Source organism: Methanolacinia paynteri (assembly GCF_000784355.1).
GTDB lineage: Archaea > Halobacteriota > Methanomicrobia > Methanomicrobiales > Methanomicrobiaceae > Methanolacinia > Methanolacinia paynteri.
Map to the genome: position 1 here is coordinate 1 of NZ_AXDV01000044.1, position 5,064 is coordinate 5,064.

Below are 5,064 nucleotides of genomic sequence, written 5' to 3' on the forward strand. Positions count from 1 at the left end.
ACCTTTATATGTTGCAACTGATAACATTGTAAGGCTGAAGTGGTGTGTAAGAAAAGGGCTCTGAGAGCTCTTTTCGAGAAACGCGACCACTAGATAGCTTTAACGGATAACAGAGTATCGAACAAAAATGTTCGTTCTGTTGCCTTACGGAAACAAGAAAGACATGGTTTATATGCCATGAACTCTAATATTGTTTCCGCGATTGTTTGATGGGGAGCCGAGATGTGCGCGAGTGGGCGCATCGGTTCTGACGTTGGCACAAGTGATGCGGAAATCTGTTTAATAACCGCTAATCTCCTTTAATAAGTTACATAACCGATAGTGTGCTTAGTACTGAAAAAAATAAATTCTGGTTGATCCTGCCAGAGGTCACTGCTATCGGGGTTCGATTAAGCCATGCGAGTCGAGAGGGTTCAGACCCTCGGCGGACTGCTCAGTAACACGTGGATAACCTGCCCTAAGGTGGAGGATAACCCCGGGAAACTGGGGATAATACTCCATAGGCTAGGGATACTGGAATGTTTCCTAGCTCAAAGTTCCGGCGCCTTAGGATGGATCTGCGGCCGATTAGGTAGTTGTTGGGGTAACGGCCCAACAAGCCTGTAATCGGTACGGGTTGTGGGAGCAAGAGCCCGGAGATGGAATCTGAGACACGATTCCAGGCCCTACGGGGCGCAGCAGGCGCGAAAACTTTACAATGCAGGGAACTGTGATAAGGGAACCCCGAGTGCTCGTACACGCGAGCTGTCCAGGTGTGCAAAAAGCATCTGAAGAAAGGGCCGGGCAAGACCGGTGCCAGCCGCCGCGGTAATACCGGCGGCTCGAGTGGTGACCACTATTATTGGGCTTAAAGCGTTCGTAGCTGGACTCTTAAGTCTCTTGGGAAATCCGCCGGCTCAACCGGCGGGCGTCCAAGAGATACTGAGTGTCTAGGAACCGGAAGAGGTAAGAGGTACTTCGGGGGTAGGAGTGAAATCCTGTAATCCTCGAGGGACCACCGATGGCGAAGGCATCTTACCAGGACGGCTTCGACAGTGAGGAACGAAAGCTGGGGGAGCGAACCGGATTAGATACCCGGGTAGTCCCAGCCGTAAACGATGCGCGTTAGGTGTACTGGTGACCACGAGTCACCTGGGTGCCGAAGGGAAACCGTGAAACGTGCCGCCTGGGAAGTACGGTCGCAAGGCTGAAACTTAAAGGAATTGGCGGGGGAGCACCACAACGGGTGGAGCCTGCGGTTTAATTGGACTCAACGCCGGGAAGCTCACCGGATAGGACAGCGGAATGATAACCGGGCTGAAGACTCTGTTTGACCAGCTGAGAGGAGGTGCATGGCCGTCGTCAGTTCGTACTGTGAAGCATCCTGTTTAGTCAGGCAACGAGCGAGACCCACGCCAACAGTTGCCAGCATGTTCTCCGGAATGATGGGGACACTGTTGGGACCGCCTCTGCTAAAGGGGAGGAAGGAATGGGCAACGGTAGGTCAGCATGCCCCGAATTATCCGGGCTACACGCGGGCTACAATGGTCGGGACAATGAGCAACGACACTGAGAAGTGTAGTCAATCTCCTAAACCCGTCCCAAGTTCGGATTGTGGGCTGTAACTCGCCCACATGAAGCTGGAATCCGTAGTAATCGCGTTTCAAAATAGCGCGGTGAATGCGTCCCTGCTCCTTGCACACACCGCCCGTCAAACCACCCGAGTGAGGTTTGGATGAGGCTGTGGTTTTTGCCGCAGTCGAATCTAGGTTTCGCAAGGGGGGTTAAGTCGTAACAAGGTAGCCGTAGGGGAATCTGCGGCTGGATCACCTCCTAACGAAATAAGGGTTTAAGTAAGCGGTTGTTAAACAGACTGTAAAATCACTTGTGTCAGCAAGCAATAATCGAGGCGGGCTTATAGCTCAGCTGGAAGAGCGCGGCCTTTGCAAGGCCGAGGCCGGGGGTTCAAATCCCCCTGAGTCCATCCGTTGAAGAACAACGGTTTTCGATGCACCCGGAGATGCGAGTCACCGGGGAAGGGCTGAGAGTCATGGCGACGCGTGACCCTTTGAAGCCGTGTATAGGTGTGCACAAAGGACGTTAAATGGATTTTAGCGGTTAAGCCGATATAATGCTGAATTACGTTCTGCCTGTCAGTGAATGGCTCGGTTCGAGTGCCGATGAAGGGCGTGCCAAGCTGCGATAAGCTCCGGGAAGACGCAAGGATTCTATGATCCGGAGATACCCTAATGGGACATCCTGTAGTCTTTGACTACGATTGGTAACAATCGGTAACCCCCCGAATTGAAACATCTCAGTAGGGGGAGGAAGAGAAATCAAACGAGATGTCGTAAGTAAAGGCGATCGAAAGCGACAGAGTTCAAACTGAATCCCAGCAATGGGAGATGTGGTGTTATAGGCCCACTGTTCGCACATGATTTGAAATGGAATTTGTTCTGGAACGTCAAACCACAGAGGGTGACAGTCCCGTACATGTAAGAATCCTGTGTATATGTGGAGTCCTGAGTAGCGCGGGTTGGCATTCTCGCGTGAATTTGGGGGTCATCAACCTCCAAAACTAAATACTCCTCGAAACCGATAGCGCATTAGTAGCGTGAGCGAAAGCTGAAAAGTAACCCTGGAAAGGTGGTGAATAAGTGCCTGAAACTGGCAGGCGATGGTGTGTTATGGCGTGAAAGGATCTTTGCATCGAAAGAATCAGTCGCGAGGCTGTAGTATGGGATGCATTGCCAGCGTCATAACTTACGTTTTGAAGAACGGGCCAGAGAGTTTACTCTTTCGGCGAGGTTAACCTGTTATGGGAAGCCGAAGCGAAAGCGACAAGTCCGTAAGTTTTCTATGGGACGACGTATTAAAAGTGCGTGGAGTCGGAAGGGTAAGACCCGAAGCCCAGTGATCTATGCGTGGGCAGGCTGAAGGGTGACGAAAGTTGCGTGGAGGGCCGAAACGGTTTTGATATGCAAATCATTCGTATGACCTGCGTATAGGGGTGAAAGGCCAATCGAACTGGGCATCCGCTGGTTCCTCTCGAAACATGCCGTAGCATGACCTGAGTGGAGATAGATAGTGAGGTAGAGCACTGATTGTGGGAGTTGGGGGAGAAATCCCTCACCCTGCTGTCAAACTCCAAATTCCCTATCGTCGTAGAAGCTCGGAAGTCCGCACTGCGGGGTAAGCTTGTAGTGCGTAAGGGAGACAACCCAGCCCGTGGTTAATGTCCCTCAGTGTAGGTTAAGTGTAAACACTAAATGAGGTCCTAGGTCAAAGACAACTGGAAGGTGAGCTTAGAAGCAGCTATCCTTTAAAAAGTGCGTAACAGCTTACCAGTCGAGATTTAGGGCGCAGAAAATGGACGGGGCTAAAACCTACCACAGATACCACGGACCATACTATGTATGATGGCGTAGAGAGGCGTTCTGCATGGGCGGAAGCAGGGATGTAAGTTCCTGTGGACCGTGTAGAAATGAGAATTCTGGCATTAGTAGAAGCATTAGTTAGGTGAGAATCCTAACCGCCGCAGGGGCTAGGTTTCCTCGACAATGTTCGTCAGTCGAGGGTTAGTCGGTCCTAAGTTATACCGTAACTCGAGTATAGCGAAAGGGAAACAGGTTAATATTCCTGTACCATCTGTCAATAATCCTGACGCTTCGGGATATGCCTTGCAGGGTAGTCGCCCTGTTTAAGCGTATAAGCCTTTGGAGAACCGTAATGGTGAGAATTAGGTGAAATCGTGATGAGTAATTAAGGCGCATTCCTGGAGCCCGTGAAAAGGGGACAAGATGACCGTACCGAGATCTGACACAGGTGCCCCTAGCTGAGTAGGCTAAGGCGTGTCGGTTTAATTGTGTTTAGGGAACTCGGCAAAATAGCCCCGTAACTTTGGAATAAGGGGTGCCTGCCCAGCGATTGGGCAGGTCGCAGTGACCAGGGGACTCCGACTGTCTAATAACAACATAGCAGACTGCAACTCGGAAACGACTAGTATAGTCTGTGATTCCTGCCCAGTGCAGGTATCTGAACACCGGGTACAACCGGACGAAGGACCTGTAAACGGCGGGGGTAACTATGACCCTCTTAAGGTAGCGTAGTACCTTGTCGCTTAATTGGCGACTTGCATGAATGGATTAACGAGAGTCCTACTGTCCCAAACACAAGTCCGTTGAACATTTTATCCTAGTGCAGAGGCTAGGGACTCCATATGGGAAGTGAAGACCCCGTGGAGCTTTACTGCAGCCTGTCGTTGTGTTACGGTATTCCTTGCGCAGAGTAGATGGGAGATGTCGATCCGTTCCTCGTGGGGAACGGGGAGTCGCAATCTGAGACACCATCCTAGGTTTATTGTAACACTAACTCGCTTAGAGGACACCGGTAGGTAGGCAGTTTGGGTGGGGCGCCACACCCTCGAAAAGGTATCAAGGGTGCCCCAAGGTCAACTCATGTGAGTCAGAAACTCACAGGAGAGTGTCAAGAGCAAAAGTTGGCCTGACGCTGACACGAACAGTAAGTGTCTGCGAGAGGAAACTCGGGTCTAACGAACCAATGAGCGCTTTTGATGAGTGCCATTGACGACAGAAAAGCTACCCCGGGGATAACAGAGTCGTCGCCGGCAAGAGCACATATCGACCCGGCGGCTTGCTACCTCGATGTCGGTTCTTTCCATCCTGGCTGTGCAGCAGCAGCCAAGGGTGAGGTTGTTCGCCTATTAAAGGGGATCGTGAGCTGGGTTTAGACCGTCGTGAGACAGGTCGGTTACTATCTATATGGAGTGTTGGGAGTCTGAAGGTAAGACGGAAATAGTACGAGAGGAACTTTCCGTCGGCGCCACTGGTAGACCGGTTGTCCGACAGGGCAATGCCGGGTGGCTACGCGCTACGGGATAAAAGCTGAAAGCATCTAAGCTTGAAGCCTGACCTGAAAAGAGACTCCGTTATAGGGCACGAGTAAAAGACTCGTTTGATAGACTTGGGATGTACGCACGAAGGCAACGACGTGTTCAGTCCACAAGCACTAACGCCCGATAATTCAGCAATTGGCTAATACCGCTGAAATCCAGACGAAATCCTT

1 tRNA gene and 2 rRNA genes are annotated in these 5,064 nt (G+C 51.3%); all 3 read left to right on the forward strand.

Features of this window, described 5'->3' with window-relative positions:
* Positions 1 to 346 precede the first annotated feature (346 nt).
* The 3 genes from METPAY_RS01650 to METPAY_RS01660 all read left to right on the forward strand — a co-directional run bounded on the left by METPAY_RS01650 (position 347) and on the right by METPAY_RS01660 (position 5,030).
* A 16S ribosomal RNA gene (locus METPAY_RS01650) occupies positions 347 to 1,814 on the forward strand.
* A 76-nt stretch (positions 1,815 to 1,890) separates the two neighbouring features.
* Positions 1,891 to 1,963 (forward strand) — tRNA-Ala (locus METPAY_RS01655).
* A gap of 146 nt (positions 1,964 to 2,109) precedes the next feature.
* Positions 2,110 to 5,030, forward strand: a 23S ribosomal RNA gene (locus tag METPAY_RS01660).
* Together the 16S and 23S rRNA genes with 1 tRNA gene alongside form the textbook arrangement of a ribosomal RNA operon.
* Positions 5,031 to 5,064 lie beyond the last annotated feature (34 nt).